Source organism: Paralcaligenes sp. KSB-10, assembly GCF_021266465.1.
Classification (GTDB): Bacteria; Pseudomonadota; Gammaproteobacteria; order Burkholderiales; family Burkholderiaceae_B.
In genome coordinates, this window is record NZ_CP089848.1 from 3,931,160 (window position 1) to 3,945,671 (window position 14,512).

Below are 14,512 nucleotides of genomic sequence, written 5' to 3' on the forward strand. Positions count from 1 at the left end.
CATGACAGAGCCCGGCAACAAGCGCATTGCGCGCACTACGCAGTTACGCCAGATTCTGGCGGCCGGTGGCCCCGGTATCGTACCGGGTGCAACCGATTGTTTCACCGCGCGGCTGATCGAGCAGGCTGGCTTCCCCGTGGTGTATGTGACCGGCGGTGGCACGGCAAATGCCTATCTCGGAGCGCCCGACATAGGGCTCGTGACCTTGAACGAGCTGGCGAGCCAGGTCGAGCGCATCGCCGACGCGGTTTCGGTTCCGGTCATTGCCGACTGCGATACCGGTTTTGGCGGCGTGGCGAACGTCCGGCGTACTGTACGCGCATACGAGCGCGCAGGCGCGGCGGGACTCCATATTGAGGACCAGCTGTTTCCCAAGCGTTGTGGCCATTTCGATGGAAAATCGGTGGTGCCGGCGCGCGAGATGGAGTATCGGCTGCAAGCCGCCCTCGATGCGCGCACCGATCCGGATTTCCTGATTATCGCGCGCACCGATGCGAGGGCGGTTGAGGGGTTCGATGCCGCCCTGGAGCGCGCTCGACGGTACCTGCAGCTTGGTGCGGATGCCATATTTTTCGAGCAACCGCGCAGTGTCGATGAATTGCAGCGGGTCGGCGAAGCATTTCGGGGGACGGTATTGGTTGCCAATATGGTCGAACGCAGCAAGACCCCGCTATTGCCCGCGGACCAGTTGCTCGGCATGGGTTTCCAAATCATCTTGTATGCCAACGCCGCGCTCTATCTTGGAGCCTACGCGATCCGACGCGGTCTGGCAGTGCTGCGCTCGGCCGGCACTACAGAGAGCCTGCTCGACGTTATGATGACGTTCGGTGAGCGACAGGCGCTGATCGGGCTAGATCGGGCGGACGCCTATGAGCGCAGCCTGGTCGAACGTGTCGATAGGCTGTCGTCATGAGTAGCGCGTGTGGCTGAGGGCTGAGACTAGAACCCGAACAACTGCTGCGCTGTGTCGACGAGGATGCGATGGCGGATGCGCGAATCGGGTACCCATTGCCACAGCAAATCGATGCATTGCGCATAAGTTACCGTATTTTCGTGGCTCACCCATGGCCAGTCGCTGGCCCATACCAGCCGTTCACCGCCGCCGGCGGCGAGCAGTGCGTCGACATACCCTTGCGGGTCGGCCCCTCCGCAGCGATAGGGTGCGGACAGTTTCACCCACGTGTTGCCGGCGCTGACGGCGTCCAGCAGGCAGGTAAAGCCTGGACTGTTCACGCCTTTATCGGGGTTGGGGCAGCCGAAATGATCGATGACGATCTTCGCCTTGCTGCGGGCAATGTCTCGCAGGATAAGCGGTAGCAGGTCGCCTTCGATAAACAGCTCCACGTGCAAGCCCAGATCGCTGGCCAATCCAAATAAATGCTGATATTCAGGGCTCGACGTATCGGGAATTGCCTTGCGCCGGATCCAGTTGAGACGAATGCCGGAGACACCTGCGGCCCGCATCCGGCTGAGCGCATCGGCGGAGATGGATGGATCGACAATGACCGTGCCGCGCAAACGACCCTCCGATCGTGCGATCGCGTCGAGTAATAGCGTATTGTCAGTGCCGTAAAAGCTCGGTGCCGTCAGCACGCCGAAGCTGACCTTATGGTTGTCGAGCACCTGAACAAAATCGTCGAGCGTGACGTCGCGCGTCGGCGCCGAATGTCGTTCGGCGACCAGCTCGGCATCGCTGCGCATCACATGGGCATGGGTATCCACCGCGCCGGGCGGCAATCGGTTTTCTCGTCCCTGGACGCTCACTTGACCGGCCCGGCCGTCTGGCCTTTATACTTCGTTGCTTTCTGCGATGGCGTGAGGTACCGTTCCTCAAGAGATTTGATCTGAGCCATCCCCATGATCTCGTTCAACTCTTCGAACGAAACCAGCGCGTCGGGGCGATCGACCACCTCGCCGGTGCTGAGCGACTGTTGCAGCAATTCCAGCCCTCGTTTCATTCCCATCAGTGCGCAGGCAGTCAGCATCCGTGGGAAAATCACGACGGATACGCCAAGCTCCTCCAATTGCGCCGCCGATAGCAAGGGCGTGGTGGAACGTTGGCGTATGCCGAAACCCATGTTTACGCATAGTGGTTTCGAGACGTTCTTTGCCACCAGCGAAATCTGCTCACGGGTTATGAGCGCATCGGCGAACAGCAGGTCGGCGCCGGCGTCTGCATAGGCGTTCAAGCGTTTGATGGCTTCGTCGATGCCGTGCGTGGCCAGCGAATCGGTGCGCGACTTGATTACAAAATCCGGATCGACGCGCGCTTCGGCCGCGGCATGGATTTTTTCGACCATTTCATCAAGTGGGATGACCTCTTTGCCTTTCATGTGTCCGCAGCGTTTCGGCCAAACCTGGTCTTCGAGCATCAGTCCGGCGACACCGGCCTGCTCGAATGCGCGAAGCGTATGAAAGGCATTGATGGCATTGCCGTAGCCAGTGTCGCCGTCGGCAATCAGAATCAGGTTTGAACACGCCACAATAGCCCTTGCCGCGGCCACGTTTTCTTCCATTCCCATAATGCCTACATCGGGCTGGCCGAGCCGCGACTCGCTGACGCCGCTGCCGGTGATGAACGCCGACGCAAAGCCGCTGTGCTCGACGATGCGCGTGCTGAATCCGTCGTGTACCGCGGGGAGAGCCAGGATTTCCGGCGCATTGATAAGCTTGCGAAGCCGCTCTGTCTTTTTCATGCTGTCACCTGTTGAATAGATACCTCAATGCTAGCAACAGACCGGTTGCCGATCTAATTAATTTAAACCCGTTTTTTGATAAGAAAATTGATGTCGGCCGGGCTGAAACTGCGACGCTGACGCAAAGGTTTCAGACAATTTTCCAGTGTTTCAAACCGTTGCGGCACACTTGCCTGCCTGTCCTTGTCCACCGGACAACTGCCTTTGCGCGGACTGTCCGCATGCCAATCCTCGGCGTACCTGATATGCTTGCGGAAAGCCCGTAACGCACACAAGCCCCTAAATGAATTCGATCGGAACGCAGTTGCTGTTGATTGGCACCATGGCCGTCTGGGGTTTGAATATTTCCGCCATCAAGGTATTGACCGATTACTTCGATCCTATGGTCATTGCCTGCTTCCGCATGGTGCTGGCCGCGGCAGTCATCGACATGAGCCTGGTCTGGTCGCGCCGGCCCGTGAAATTGTTGCGCATATCGGCCGGCCAGTGGCTGCGTTTCGTTCTGTGCGCCGCCTTCCTGGTCTATGGCAACCAGGTCTTCTTTACATCGGGAATGCATGCCGCCAGTGCCACCAATTCGTCGCTGATCATGGCTTTGAGTCCGCTTGTGGCGTCTGCCCTGGCCGCCCTGGTCTTTCGGGAATCCCTGACCGGCATCCGGCTGCTTGGCATCGCCCTGGGTTTCGGCGGCGTGTTCGCCGTGGTGTTCGGCAGCCAGGATGCGGCGCTGTCGGGGCCCGGCCGGGGCGACCTCCAGGTCTTCTGCTCCATGTTGAGCTTCGTCGTGGGCGGCATGCTTATCCAGACGCTGGCGCGGCAATTCAATGCGCTTGTCATTACCAGCATCGTCTACACGCTAGGGGCGGCTCTGCTTTGCCTGCATCTGTTCGTGTCGGGCACGGCCGGCCTCGGCCTGTCGGTATTGTTGGCGCCGGGAGCGTGGCCCTGGCTCCTGATGGTGTTTTCGGGAATCATCGCCACCGCCATGTGCAATGTCTTGTGGAATCGGGCAATCGCCGAACTGGGCGTTGCGCGTACGTCGCTGTACCAATACTGGATTCCCGTTTTCGGCGTGGGATTTGCCATGCTGTTGCTGGGCGAGCCGTTTACCGTGTGGCATGGCGTCGGTTTGCTGGGTATTTTGCTGGGCACCTATCTGGGCACCCGGCGCCCTGTGGCCTTGGCGGCAAGAGCCCGGGCATGATGCCTGATAGGCAAAGAGTCCCGTCAATGGGCTCGTCTGATGGACAAACCCAGGCGCGTTGCCGCGGCAAGCAGGCGCCTGTCCCGCGTCCACAGCCTTGAACCGGGTGAAAGCCGCAGGGCTGCTAACAGATGGGCGTCAATGTAGCCAATGCCAATTCCATACAGCGTTTTTTGGCCGATAAAGCGCAATACTTCCTCTTCGGTGGCCACGGATACTTGCGGCAAGCCTTGCAAGGCATCAAGAACTACATCGCGCTGTCGCAGATTACCCAAGGCCAATTCCCCGATCACGAAGGGATGGGCGAGTACCTGGCCGGCGTTCAAAAGCGTTTGTAGTTCACCATCACTTTTTCGCAGATGATCGATCCAGACTGATGTATCGACCAGAATCACGCCGGCTCCGATTGACGTCGCGGTACGTTATCGAGCAATGGCTCCGACCCGCCCAACAAGGCCAATCGTTTGGCGCTTTCACGCTGGATTAAGGCCTTGAGTGCCTCGCGCACCAAAGCCGTCTTTTCTATCGTGCCTGTTAAAGCCTGGGCTTTTTCCAATAATTCATCATCCAGAGCAAGAGTGGTGCGCATGGAAAGCCTCCATTGAGTTTCGCATTTATAATAGCATCATCTGATGTCAATTTTAATGCTAAATAACTGATTGGCCTTGGATCGATGTTGGCCCCCTTGGATCATGGAGACCGCCGCGAGTACTTCGACATCCGTAGTGCGGGTCAGTGCAAGGCGAACTCCACACGCGTTGCCTCGCCGTCCTTTGCGTCTTTCGCATCGAGCTTGGGGGCCACGATGAAGACTCGGCTGGTCAGATTCTGCGCGGTCTCCTGCAACTGCTCATACACGGCCTGAGCCCTCGCCTCGGCAAGGTTGTGCAGGGCCTGCCTGCCCAGGGGGGCAACCGCGAGCAGCATGGCCTTCATCTGATCGGGGGGCTGCGACTTGGCCATGCCGACGAAATTGCGTGGCTTGCCCTTGATGTTGGTATCGCGGTAGACCTTTTCCAGATACTTGGCGCGGTCGGCATCGGTCAACGCAACACCCTTGGGATCAGGCGTTCGCCCTCGGCTGGCGGTGCCCTTGGCCTTGCGCAGTTGGTCGTCCAGCCAGGCCTGGCGCAGTCCAGTCTCGTCGGATTTCGGATCGGCGTGGCCGATGATGTCCATCTTCAGTGCCGGGCGGTCGGTGAGCGCCTTGGCAAGAGTCTCGATGCTGGACTTTGCCTTGTCGTCCAGCGCGGCGCTACCCGGTGCGAAGTCGATGTATGACAGGTCTTCCTGGCTGCCGCCAAAGGCGGAGGCCAACAGCTTGAAGGGCGACGACACCACCTTGACCAGCGTGTTCATTATCACCCGCACGACGATGCCACCCACCGAGAACTGCGGATCGTCCAGCGAGCCGGCGATCGGCAGGTCGATGTCGATGTTTCCGTTGGAATCCTTCAGCAGCGCGACCGCCAGCAGCACCGGCAGCTTGAGCGCGTCCGGGCTGTTGGAGGGTTTGCCAAAGGTGAGCTGGTTGAGCTGCACCTTGTTGCTGGCCTGCAATGCACGGTTCTTGATCTGGTATTGCAGATCAACGGTGAGCTTGCCGCGCTGGATGGCATAGCCCACGTATTTGGACGAATACGTCGTGAATCTGGGTAGGTCCACGCCCTTGGCGGAGGCCTTGATATCCAGCGCCAGATGTCGCGAGAAAGGTTGCACCGTGCCTGATACCGAGAAGGGCGCCGTGCTATAGACGCGGCCTGTGACGCTGACCTTGGCCGGTGCCGGCTTGACCGAAGACACGGCTGTGAGCGTGCCGTGAATGGACGACAGTTCGGCACGGTAATTGGGCCGTACGAAATGATCATTGAACGTCATGCGGCCGCGCTCGAGTCTGACGCTGCTGATCGAGATGTCCGGTTCACCGCCGGTACGCCTGGGCTCTGGCCTTGCCACTGATTTTTTCGCCGCCCTGGCCTTGGGTTCTTCAGGCCCGGCCTGCCCTTTCTTGGCGGTGTCGCTGCGGCGTGTCTGCGTATCCTGCGTGATGGAGCCCGCGGCGTTGCCCTTGCTGACCATGATGTCCGTGACATTCAGGTGCGCCTGATTATTGAGCAGAATGTTGCCGTAGAAGTCGTCCAGAACAATGTCGCCCAGGCCCAGGCTGAGCTTCGGCCCCGCCATCGAGACATGCATGTTGCTCAGGTCCAGGCGCTTCCAGTTGAGGAAGTCGGCCTTGTTGACGCGGTCTTTGAGGTCGAGATCGTGGACTTGCGCGCCGCCGCGCCAGTCCACACTCATGGGCTTTCCACTGTGCGCCGCGGCGAATTCGGCGCTCCCACGCGCGCCCAGCAACACGCTGCGCACGGTGGCATTCAGGCTGGAAGCGATATACGGAGCCAGGGACGCCACGTCGAAATTGGCCAGATTGACCGAAGTCTTTACCGACAGCGGTTGCGCCACGAGGACCCCTTTGAGAGCCAGCGTGCCACGTTTCTGAATGCCGTCGGCCTGCAAGGCGAATGTCGTCGGTGTGGCGTCGGGGGCCAGCCGGTCGGCTTCCAGCATCAGTGAGCCGATGGACAGGTTCACGCCGGGCTTGACGGTCTCGTCGCGCGCCTCGAGCTTGCGCAGACCGAGCTTCACGTCTCGCGCTTCGATCCGCGAATTCGCCACATTGACCTTGCCTTCGAGGTTCAGCCGACCGTCGCGCACGGTAAGGGGCGCGACATGGCGTATCGCCGCCGCGAAAGGCGCCAGGGCCAGATCGCTTAACTGGATTTGTGCGTTCACCGAGAGCGGCTGCAGCACCACGGGTGCGTGGATCTGCAGCGAGCCGCCGCCCGGAACATTGGCCACGCTCAGTTGCAGGGCCATGGGCTGCCCCGCCGTTTGCGGCATGGCGATGTGCCTGGCCTCGCCGGTCACGCCGCCCAGCGGATAGTCCAGGCCGATCGGGTCGTCGCGTAGATGTACTTCGCCGGCATTGAGCTTGACGTCATCGACGGAGATCTTCCAGGCCGATGGTGCGGCAGGCGCGGCGCTGACCGGCACGGCGGGTACCGTGTCAGCCACGGGTGTGCCCGACGCGGATGTGGTGGCCGCTTTGGCTGGTGATGAAGTGGCGGGCGCGGACGAGCCACTCAGCTTGGCGAAGCCCTCGGCCACGCGCTGCCAGTTCCATTGTCTGGCATCGCGGTGCATTTCCACGCGCGGTTTTGTCAGGGCCACTGTCCCGATGGAGGCGGCCCGTGTGCTCGGATCGATGTCGATGTCTCCGACCTGCAAGTCGTCCCAGGCCAACAGCGGCGCACCCGATGCCTCGCTCACGTCGAGCTGGCGCAGCGCCAGGCCACCCTGTACGCGAATGTGCGGCGCAGCGTCGGGAGGCTGTTCGAACAGTACCTGCAGCTTGGAGTCGAGCAAGGCATGCTTGACCTTGACAGGCAGGGGCAAGGGCCAGAAATCCGCCCACTTCGCGAGTCCCAGCCCCGTGAACACCACGTTCAGCGTGGACACGGGAATTTTGTCGAAAGGCCGTGCCGTCCCGGTCAGGTCGAATGGGCTGCCGTTGATGCTCATGTGCACCTTGGGCTGCACGTCGATGTGCGTGGCGTAGCCGAACGACGAGATGAAGGGTATGCCCAGCGTGAGCTGATCGATCACCTGCTGGCGGCCTGTGACATGGTCGTCCAGGCTGATGACGCCGCGGGTCAGCGACATATTGTTCAAGGAGAAGCGCGGCAGCCCGGTCTTGGCCGGCTTGGATCCGGTGGGTTTGTCGGCCGACATCCTGACAATCCGGTCGACAATGTCGGAAAAATTGAAATGCGTGGCGTCCTGCCGTACCAGCGTGAATTTAGGCTGATCGATATGGATTCTGTCGATGACCGGCGCGAACATCACGATTGACCGCCAGGCCACGCGGAGGTCGACTTCGCCGATTTGCAGCAGTGGCGTCGCCCCGGGCTGGCCTATGGTGATGCCCCTCGCTCGCAGCGCGAGTGTGAAAGGGTTGAATGTGATCTTGCCCACCGTCACTTCGCGGCCCAGCACCTGGGAGACATCCTGGGTCAGCGCATTGTGTACCACCTTGGGCATCAGCCAGGCAGCCAAGCCGGCCAGGACGAGCAGCGTCAACACCGCGCCAGCCAGTATCTTGCCTGCCCGTCGGCTGAGTTTCGGCACTGGCATCCGCAAACGCATACATATACTCCCGGCTAGATTTTCGTGTGTCCGTCCATCCCACAAACATTGCCGCTAAGCTGCTTATATGCCTATGGACCCATGGTGCCTGTGACTTTGGCGCTCATTATCGCCGCCAGACCCAAGGTCCGTCCATCGCGGGTCATAGACATTTGCAATTCTTTATTCATGGCGCCGAGGTTCGCTGTTTGCGGGGCCGGTAGAGTAGTTTGGCCGCCTTACGCCGGGGTCTGTGGAAGGGTGCGTCTTGCATCCGCCCGTCTTCGGCGTTAATGCGGGAATTGCAGGAGTTTGAAGGGTAGATGAGTGGACCAAAAAAAACCGCTCTGATGAGCGGCTTTCTCACGCCTTGAAGGAGTGGCTTTGCGCAATTCGTTGGTGGCCTGGGGCGGAATCGAACCACCGACACAAGGATTTTCAATCCTCTGCTCTACCGACTGAGCTACCAGGCCAACAAGAAGGCGAAATGATACACGAAAATCATAAGCCGCGCTTCGTGCAACGCCCCTCCATCCTGTTTACCCTTAATTTCTATAAATTTCAATGGGGGTTTATAATCCTAGGCTGTCTGGACTGTGTCCACCACGCGCGCGGGCTGCCACCGTCGCTCACTATTATATGTCTGTTGATGTCCTAACCTTCGGCCTGAATCATGTCTCCGCCCCGGTGGCGGTGCGTGAGCGTGTCTCGATGCCGCTTGATCTGCTCAAGCCGGCGCTGGATGGCTTGCGCTCGGCGTTCGGGGCTTCGGTCAAGGAAGCGGCCATTCTATCGACCTGTAATCGCACCGAAATCTACTGCGCGGCGGAGCCGCACGTCTCCGAGCAGTTGCCGGCCTGGATGGCGGAGTTCAATCGCCTCGAAGCGGGCAGTTTACGGCCTCATTTGTACCAGTATCAGCAAAACGAAGCCGTGCGCCACGCCTTTCGCGTGGCCAGTGGGCTCGATTCGATGGTGTTGGGCGAGCCGCAGATCCTGGGCCAGATGAAAGAGGCGGTGCGTGCCGCCAATGAGGCCGGGGCGTTGGGCACCATGCTGCATCAGCTATTCCAGCGCACGTTCTCGGTGGCCAAGGAAGTCCGGTCGCAAACCGCCATAGGCGCCGAGTCGGTTTCGATGGCGGCGGCGGCAGTGCGTTTGGCCGAACGGGTGTTCGGCGATCTGTCGCAAGCCAGCGTGCTGTTCATCGGCGCGGGCGAAATGATCGAGCTCTGTGCCACTCATTTTGCGGCGCTGAAACCCAAGCATGTGGTGGTGGCCAATCGCACGCTGGAGCGCGCCGATTTGCTGGCTTCGCGTTTTACGGCCAAAACCATGAGGCTGGCCGATATCCCCGATAAGCTCGCCGATTTCGATGTCATCGTTTCCTGTACGGCAAGCTCCTTGCCCATCCTCGGCCTGGGGATGGTGGAAAGGGCTACGCGCTTGCGGCGCCATCGCCCCATGGTCATGGTCGATCTGGCGGTGCCGCGCGACATCGAAGCCGAGGTCGGACGCTTGGCCGATGTGTATCTGTATTCAGTCGACGACCTGGGACGCATGGTGCAAAGCGGCACCGATGCGCGCCGTGCCGCCGTGGTGCAGGCCGAGGCGATCATCGAGACGCGGGTGCAGAATTTCATGCACTGGCTGCAAAATCGCGAAATCGTGCCGGCCATTATCGATTTGCATCAGGCGGCCGACCAGGTTCGCCTGGCCGAGCTCGATCGCGCCCGCCGCATGCTGGCGCGCGGCGAATCGCCCGAGCTGGTGCTGGAACAACTGGCCTATGGCCTGACTCAAAAATACCTGCACGGTCCCCTGGCGGCGCTGAATCAAAGCGAAGCGGGCGACGAACGCGAACAATTGCTGGCCTTGCTGCCACGCCTGCTGCCCGATACGAACCGCCGTCGTTAGCTGCGATCCCGCAGTGTCCTGTTGCGCGTGTTTGTTTCCATCTCTCATTTTTCCTTTCCTTTCCAATTTATGAAAAATTCCATGCGCAATCGCTTGGAGCAGTTTGCCCGCCGATTAGTCGAAGTCGATGCGATGCTGGCCGAGCCCGAGATCGCCGGCGATATGGATCGCTTTCGCAAGCTGTCGCGCGAACGTGCCGAGCTGGACCCGGTGGTGGAGGTGTTTGCCGCCTACACGGCGGTCGAGGCTGATATGCAGGCCGCGCAGGAAATGCTGGGCGATCCGGAAATGAAAGCCCTGGGTGAAGAAGAACTGAAGCAGGGCAAAGGCAGGCTGGAAGAGCTGGACGACGAGTTGCAGATTCTGCTTTTGCCGCGCGACCCCGACGATAGCCGCAGCGTGTTTCTGGAGATTCGCGCGGGTACGGGCGGCGATGAAAGTGCGCTGTTTTCCGGCGATCTGCTGCGCATGTACACGCGCTATGCCGAGCAACAGGGATGGAAGGCCGAGCTCATGTCCGAAAGCGCCTCGGAATTGGGCGGATACAAAGAGGTGATTGCCCGCATCGAGGGCGATGGCGTGTACGGACGCCTCAAGTTCGAATCGGGGGCGCATCGCGTGCAGCGGGTTCCCGAAACCGAGACGCAAGGGCGGATTCATACCTCGGCGTGCACGGTGGCAGTGTTGCCCGAGGCCGACCCGCAAAGCGATATTGTCATCAATTCCTCGGATTTGCGTATCGATACCTTCCGGGCCAGCGGCGCCGGCGGCCAGCACATCAACAAGACCGACTCGGCCGTGCGCATCACTCACTTGCCTACGGGGCTGGTGGTGGAGTGCCAGGACGACCGGTCGCAGCATCGCAATAAAGACAAAGCCATGCAGGTGCTGGCGGCGCGCCTGAAAGACAAGCAACAGCAGGAACAGCACAGCAAAGAGGCGGCGCAGCGCAAGAGCCTGGTGGGTTCGGGCGACCGTTCGGAGCGGATCCGCACCTATAACTACCCGCAGGGGCGGGTGACCGACCATCGCATCAACCTGACGCTTTACAAGCTGCAGCAAATCATGGAAGGTAATCTGGACGAACTGACCGGCGCATTGCTGGCCGAACACCAGGCCGAGCTGTTGGCGGCACTGGGCGACGAGTAAGGGTTGGCCGTGGAAAGCGTGCGCGATCTGCTGGCGGCAAGCTGTTTGCCCAGGCTTGAGGCGCAGATGCTGCTGCGGCACGTGTTGCAGGTACCGCGTGCGTGGCTGATTGCACATGATACCGATCCCTTGCCGGTCGAAGCCCGGACGGCCTATCGACGCCTGGCCGAGCAGCGCCTGGCGGGACAACCCATGGCGTATTTGCTGGGTTTCCGCGAATTCATGGGGCACGAGTTCGCCGTGTCGCCGGCGGTATTGATTCCACGCCCCGACACGGAATTATTGGTGGAAACCGCGGTCCAACATCTGAATGGGCAGCCCGGTGCGCGAGTGCTCGATTTGGGCACGGGCAGCGGTGCGATTGCCGTGTCGATCGCGCTGGCGTGTCCGCGAGCGGAGGTGGTGGCTACCGATCTTAGCCGCGCGTCGTTGGATCTTGCGCAGGACAATGCGCGGCGTTTGTCGGCCCGAGTCGAATTTTTGTGCGGGAGTTGGTACGATGCCTTATTGGGGCAAGGGGCTTTTGACCTGATTGTGTCCAATCCGCCGTATATTGCTGCTGATGATGCGCACCTGGAGCAGGGCGATTTGCGCTTCGAACCGGCTGCGGCCTTGAGCGATGGCGCCGACGGCTTGCAGGCGCTGCGGATCATAGCCGGCGGTGCGGGGCAGTGGCTCAAGCCGGGCGGCGCCTTATGGATGGAGCATGGCTGGGATCAGGCCGAGGCGGTACGTGGGTTTTTAAGGCAGGCCGGATTCAAACGGCTTGCCAGCAGGCTGGATTTGGCCGGGATCGAGCGAGTTTCCGGTGGATATTTATAATTTAACTTCTTTTTTGTGGAAATGAGAGCATCATGAGCGACGTTCAAGAATTTATTCGTCAAACCGTGACCGAAAATCCGGTCGTATTGTTTATGAAGGGTACCGCCCAATTTCCGCAATGCGGTTTTTCGGGGCGCGCCATCCAGATTCTCAAGTCATCGGGCGTCACCAAGCTGGTGACTGTCAATGTGCTGGATGACGATGACGTACGCCAGGGCATCAAGGAATACTCCAATTGGCCGACGATTCCGCAGTTGTATGTGGCGGGCCAATTTGTGGGGGGCTCCGATATCATTGCTGAAATGAGCGAAAACGGCGAACTGCTTTCCACCCTCAAAGAGGCTGGGGCTCTTGCCTGAGGCACGGGTCGGCGATCATCCCGCGGTTGATGCCCAGGCCTGTCCATGACCCGGCGCATCGTTGTAGGCATTACCGGCGCAACAGGTGCAACGTATGCGGTGCACCTGTTGCAGGCCTTGCGCGGCGTACCCGATGTGGAATCGCATCTGGTGGTGTCGCCCTCGGGCGTGCTGAATATCAAATATGAGCTGGGGATTTCCCGCCAGGACGTCCACGCCCTGGCCGATCGGGTTTACAGCTTCCGCGATGTGGGCGCCGCCTTGGCCAGCGGCGGCTTTGCCACGGCGGGCATGGTGGTGGTGCCCTGTTCGATGCGTACCCTGGCGGCGGTGGCGCATGGTTTTTCGGATAATCTGATTACCCGGGCGGCCGACGTGACGCTCAAGGAGCGCCGCCGTCTGGTCCTGATGGTGCGGGAAACGCCCTTCAATCTGGCCCATTTGCGCAATATGACGGCCGTTACCGAGATGGGCGGAGTCATTTTTCCGCCGCTGCCGGCGTTTTATCATCATCCCAAGACCCTCGACGAAATGGTCGACCATACCGTGGCCAGGGTGCTGGAACTATTCGATATCCAGGTGCCCGGCCCGCATTGGGAAGGAATGCAGCCGTAGGGGTGGGGCCCTATGCCCACCCGTTTTGGCGGGTACATATAGACAATGGGCGGCCGCAAGGGCCACCCCTACGCCGCCGTCGGCATCTACGGCAACTTGCGCAGGTCTGTCATCAGGGTAATTTTTCTGGCTGCGGCCGGGGCGTTGGAATTTTCCTCGCCTTCGTCGCCGAAGGGCATGGCCGCGGGGGATCCGAACGTGTCGCCATCGAAAGCCTTATCGCCATTTTCGTCGGCGATGCCCGTGGTTTGCAGGCCGGCGAAATCGAAGAGTTGGCTATCCATCAGATGGGTGGGCACGACGCGCGACAGGGCGCCAAATACATTCCATGAGCGGCCGGGAAATTTCTTGTCCCAGTCGGCGATCATGCGGCTGACTTCCTTGCGCTTGAGATTCTCCTGGGAGCCGCACAAATTGCAGGGAATAATCGGAAATTCCTTGAGGGCCGCGTAGGCGATCAGGTCTTTTTCGGGCACGTAGGCCAGGGGCCGGATCACAATATGCTTGCCGTCGTCGGACATGAGCTTGGGCGGCATGGCTTTCATGCGGCCGCCATAGAACAGATTCAGGAAGAAGGTGCCCAGTATGTCGTCGCGGTGGTGCCCCAGGGCGATTTTTGTGGCGCCCAGTTCGCTCGCCACGCGGTACAGAATGCCGCGCCGCAGGCGCGAACATAGCGAGCACATGGTTTTGCCTTCGGGTATGACCCGGGTGACAACCGAGTAGGTGTCTTGCGTTTCGATGTGAAACGGCACGCCCAGGGCGCTCAGGTAATCGGGCAGGACGTGCTCTGGAAAGCCTGGCTGCTTCTGGTCGAGATTGACGGCAATGATGTCGAACTTGATCGGGGCCCGGGCCTTCAGCGTCAGCAGGATATCGAGCAGGCTGTATGAGTCCTTGCCTCCCGACAGGCAGACCATGACTTTATCGCCGTCTTCGATCATGTTGAAGTCGCTGATGGCGCGCCCGGTTTCGCGGATCAGGCGTTTGGCGAGCTTGTTGTCATCGACGCGCTGCTTATGGGCGCGGCGGCGCAGTTCGTCGGGAGTCGGTTCGCTACGGCTGGAATTGATGAGAGTATCGGTTTGCATGATTGTTGCTTGACGGTCAGGGGCGAGCCTAGCGGCTGCGCTGGACCTCGATGCCTACGGCCTCGCAGTCGGAAAAGGCCAAGGGCTTGCTGATACGGATTTTAACCTGACAGATGTCGGGAAAGTCGCGCAGCAGGCGCTCCACCACTTTTTCGCACAGCGTTTCGAGCAGGTTCACATGCACCTGTGTGCACTCTTCGACGATGGCATTGCGCAGCAGCCGATAATCGAGCACGGTCTGGAGTTTCTGGTCGTGCACCTGCTGGGTGATATTGACATCGAATTCGGCGTCGACGTGCAAAGGCTGCGTGGTGCGCAATTCGTGTTCCAGAATGCCTATATGGGCATCGAGGGCAAGCCGGGAGAAAAAAATGCGACGGGTGGGCATAGGGTCAACCTTGATCAAGTGCCTGAATTGTAGTGCCAGAATGACACCGGCTCGCTACAATTTGAGATGATGAACCAGGAGCAGGA

General features: G+C 60.2%; 14 protein-coding genes and 1 tRNA gene. 7 read left to right on the forward strand and 8 right to left on the reverse strand.

Annotated features, from left to right (window positions below):
• Position 1: 1 nt before the first annotated feature.
• Entirely contained in the window at positions 2–913 is a 912-nt protein-coding gene (locus LSG25_RS18010; RefSeq protein WP_232742251.1) for an oxaloacetate decarboxylase, read from the forward strand.
• A gap of 26 nt (positions 914–939) precedes the next feature.
• Here the strand turns inward: LSG25_RS18010 and LSG25_RS18015 are convergent, their stop codons facing one another.
• Together LSG25_RS18015 and LSG25_RS18020 are read right to left on the reverse strand one after the other, a co-directional pair.
• A complete protein-coding gene (locus LSG25_RS18015; protein WP_232742252.1) occupies positions 940–1,737 on the reverse strand; it encodes an amidohydrolase in 798 nt (265 codons plus the stop codon).
• A 23-nt stretch (positions 1,738–1,760) separates the two neighbouring features.
• Complete coding sequence (locus tag LSG25_RS18020; RefSeq protein WP_232742253.1) at positions 1,761–2,696, reverse strand: oxaloacetate decarboxylase; 936 nt, start codon at positions 2,694–2,696, stop codon at positions 1,761–1,763.
• A gap of 283 nt (positions 2,697–2,979) precedes the next feature.
• Here LSG25_RS18020 and LSG25_RS18025 point away from each other — a divergent pair, with 283 nt between their 5' ends.
• Positions 2,980–3,900 carry a DMT family transporter gene (locus tag LSG25_RS18025; protein ID WP_232742254.1) on the forward strand — a complete coding sequence of 307 codons (921 nt, stop codon included), beginning with the start codon at positions 2,980–2,982 and terminating at the stop codon, positions 3,898–3,900.
• A 23-nt stretch (positions 3,901–3,923) separates the two neighbouring features.
• On the opposite strand, the gene LSG25_RS18030 is transcribed toward LSG25_RS18025, so the two are convergent.
• The 4 genes from LSG25_RS18030 to LSG25_RS18045 form a co-directional block, all read right to left on the reverse strand.
• Positions 3,924–4,295, reverse strand: a complete 372-nt coding sequence (locus tag LSG25_RS18030; RefSeq protein WP_232742255.1) for a type II toxin-antitoxin system VapC family toxin — start codon at positions 4,293–4,295, stop codon at positions 3,924–3,926.
• Positions 4,292–4,489 carry a type II toxin-antitoxin system VapB family antitoxin gene (locus tag LSG25_RS18035; protein WP_232742256.1) on the reverse strand — a complete coding sequence of 66 codons (198 nt, stop codon included), beginning with the start codon at positions 4,487–4,489 and terminating at the stop codon, positions 4,292–4,294. Before LSG25_RS18035 ends, LSG25_RS18030 begins: the two co-directional genes overlap by 4 nt.
• Positions 4,490–4,632: 143 nt before the next feature.
• Positions 4,633–8,106, reverse strand: a complete 3,474-nt coding sequence (locus LSG25_RS18040; protein WP_232742257.1) for a DUF748 domain-containing protein — start codon at positions 8,104–8,106, stop codon at positions 4,633–4,635.
• Between the two features lie 376 nt (positions 8,107–8,482).
• Positions 8,483–8,558, reverse strand: a tRNA-Phe gene (locus tag LSG25_RS18045).
• Positions 8,559–8,724: 166 nt separating this feature from the next.
• Here LSG25_RS18045 and hemA point away from each other — a divergent pair.
• The 5 genes from hemA to LSG25_RS18070 all read left to right on the forward strand — a co-directional run bounded on the left by hemA (position 8,725) and on the right by LSG25_RS18070 (position 12,947).
• Positions 8,725–10,002, forward strand: a complete 1,278-nt coding sequence (gene hemA / locus LSG25_RS18050; RefSeq protein WP_232742258.1) for a glutamyl-tRNA reductase — start codon at positions 8,725–8,727, stop codon at positions 10,000–10,002.
• A 69-nt stretch (positions 10,003–10,071) separates the two neighbouring features.
• A complete protein-coding gene (gene prfA / locus LSG25_RS18055; RefSeq protein WP_232742259.1) occupies positions 10,072–11,151 on the forward strand; it encodes a peptide chain release factor 1 in 1,080 nt (359 codons plus the stop codon).
• 9 nt (positions 11,152–11,160) lie between these two features.
• Positions 11,161–11,973 carry a peptide chain release factor N(5)-glutamine methyltransferase gene (gene prmC, locus LSG25_RS18060; protein ID WP_255696602.1) on the forward strand — a complete coding sequence of 271 codons (813 nt, stop codon included), beginning with the start codon at positions 11,161–11,163 and terminating at the stop codon, positions 11,971–11,973.
• A 32-nt stretch (positions 11,974–12,005) separates the two neighbouring features.
• The gene (gene grxD / locus LSG25_RS18065) at positions 12,006–12,332 is read left to right on the forward strand and encodes a Grx4 family monothiol glutaredoxin (protein ID WP_232742260.1); all 327 of its coding nucleotides are present in this window, start codon (positions 12,006–12,008) and stop codon (positions 12,330–12,332) included.
• A 45-nt stretch (positions 12,333–12,377) separates the two neighbouring features.
• On the forward strand, positions 12,378–12,947 hold the full coding sequence (locus LSG25_RS18070) for a UbiX family flavin prenyltransferase (protein ID WP_232742261.1): 570 nt from the start codon (positions 12,378–12,380) through the stop codon (positions 12,945–12,947).
• Positions 12,948–13,033: 86 nt separating this feature from the next.
• Here the strand turns inward: LSG25_RS18070 and ttcA are convergent, their stop codons facing one another.
• A complete protein-coding gene (gene ttcA, locus LSG25_RS18075) occupies positions 13,034–14,038 on the reverse strand; it encodes a tRNA 2-thiocytidine(32) synthetase TtcA (protein WP_232742262.1) in 1,005 nt (334 codons plus the stop codon).
• 28 nt (positions 14,039–14,066) lie between these two features.
• Entirely contained in the window at positions 14,067–14,426 is a 360-nt protein-coding gene (gene folB / locus LSG25_RS18080) for a dihydroneopterin aldolase (RefSeq protein WP_232742263.1), read from the reverse strand.
• Positions 14,427–14,512 lie beyond the last annotated feature (86 nt).

Coding starts and splice junctions, on each gene's coding strand:
- LSG25_RS18010 (WP_232742251.1), top strand. CDS start 2: ATGACAGAGCCCGGCAACAAGCGCATTGCGCGCACTACGCAGTTACGC.
- LSG25_RS18020 (WP_232742253.1), bottom strand. CDS start 2,696: ATGAAAAAGACAGAGCGGCTTCGCAAGCTTATCAATGCGCCGGAAATC.
- LSG25_RS18025 (WP_232742254.1), top strand. CDS start 2,980: ATGAATTCGATCGGAACGCAGTTGCTGTTGATTGGCACCATGGCCGTC.
- LSG25_RS18035 (WP_232742256.1), bottom strand. CDS start 4,489: ATGCGCACCACTCTTGCTCTGGATGATGAATTATTGGAAAAAGCCCAG.
- LSG25_RS18040 (WP_232742257.1), bottom strand. CDS start 8,106: ATGCGTTTGCGGATGCCAGTGCCGAAACTCAGCCGACGGGCAGGCAAG.
- hemA (WP_232742258.1), top strand. CDS start 8,725: ATGTCTGTTGATGTCCTAACCTTCGGCCTGAATCATGTCTCCGCCCCG.
- prfA (WP_232742259.1), top strand. CDS start 10,072: ATGAAAAATTCCATGCGCAATCGCTTGGAGCAGTTTGCCCGCCGATTA.
- grxD (WP_232742260.1), top strand. CDS start 12,006: ATGAGCGACGTTCAAGAATTTATTCGTCAAACCGTGACCGAAAATCCG.
- LSG25_RS18070 (WP_232742261.1), top strand. CDS start 12,378: ATGACCCGGCGCATCGTTGTAGGCATTACCGGCGCAACAGGTGCAACG.
- ttcA (WP_232742262.1), bottom strand. CDS start 14,038: ATGCAAACCGATACTCTCATCAATTCCAGCCGTAGCGAACCGACTCCC.
- folB (WP_232742263.1), bottom strand. CDS start 14,426: ATGCCCACCCGTCGCATTTTTTTCTCCCGGCTTGCCCTCGATGCCCAT.